Here is an 816-nt window from a genome sequence, read left to right as displayed (position 1 = left end):
TCCCTTCCCGCGGGTCTCGATATCGGTCTCGATGATGCGCTGCTCGTCGACGACTTTCTGAAGGTTGTGCAGGAGGAAATTGTTATAAGAGTCTAACTGGTGGCGCGCTACGTGCTCCCGCGCAAAATATGCTCTCGACAAAACACTTCTGTCTAACAGATGGATCAGCTCCCGGCCTCTGAATTTATTTCTTCGGTCTCTTCACAACGAGCCTGTAGGCTTCGGCTCTGCCCGCGGTGCGACTGTCGCGAATGATCCGGATGACGTTCCCGACCTCGCCACCGATAGTCTTCACTGCAGGATCGTCGTGGTAGATTTTCGGCAATTGCTCTAGAGTTATATGGTACGTCGCAAGAAGGTCGGCGACCTCTTCTTCGCCCATAATTTGATGGTCCGGAACCATCTCATGGTTGAGTACGTCAAGTGAAGTCCCCATCACCTACACCTCACCGACGAAAAAGTTGCGTATCAGATACATCACCTTGTTAAAATCCATAGACATCGCCCATGGCAACGGGCCCAAGGGGATTTGAACCCCCGACCACCTGGTTAAAAGCCAGGCGCTCTACCTAACTGAGCTATAGGCCCCGCGCGTACTGCCATCCAGCATTATTACAATGCGAGAATAGTATAAATAACTTACTTGCAGGCGTATCATATCATTCGCAGTCTAACGATATAAACCTTTCAATTATCAACCCACTGCAGACTTACCGGAATGTTTAATGCTCCTCGGACATCCCGTCTATATACGTATTTCCCGGATCAGGGTGCCCCATGATTCCTTCCAAATCCCATGCAGATAAGGCCATATCA

1 protein-coding gene and 1 tRNA gene are annotated in these 816 nt (G+C 50.0%); both read right to left on the bottom strand.

The features are described 5' to 3' along the window. Positions 1-184: 184 nt before the first annotated feature. Complete coding sequence (locus tag EI28_RS12825; protein WP_048111689.1) at positions 185-436, bottom strand: DNA-directed RNA polymerase subunit H; 252 nt, start codon at positions 434-436, stop codon at positions 185-187. A gap of 78 nt (positions 437-514) precedes the next feature. Next, positions 515-588: transfer RNA gene (locus EI28_RS12820), tRNA-Lys, on the bottom strand. Positions 589-816 lie beyond the last annotated feature (228 nt).

The organism is Methanoculleus sp. MH98A (assembly GCF_000691865.1).
Classification (GTDB): domain Archaea; phylum Halobacteriota; class Methanomicrobia; order Methanomicrobiales; family Methanoculleaceae; genus Methanoculleus.
This window is presented reverse-complemented; position numbering and strand designations above follow the sequence as displayed.

What these genes read in the sequence shown, in the direction of transcription:
- EI28_RS12825 (WP_048111689.1), bottom strand. Translation starts at nt 436, where the DNA reads ATGGGGACTTCACTTGACGTACTCAACCATGAGATGGTTCCGGACCAT.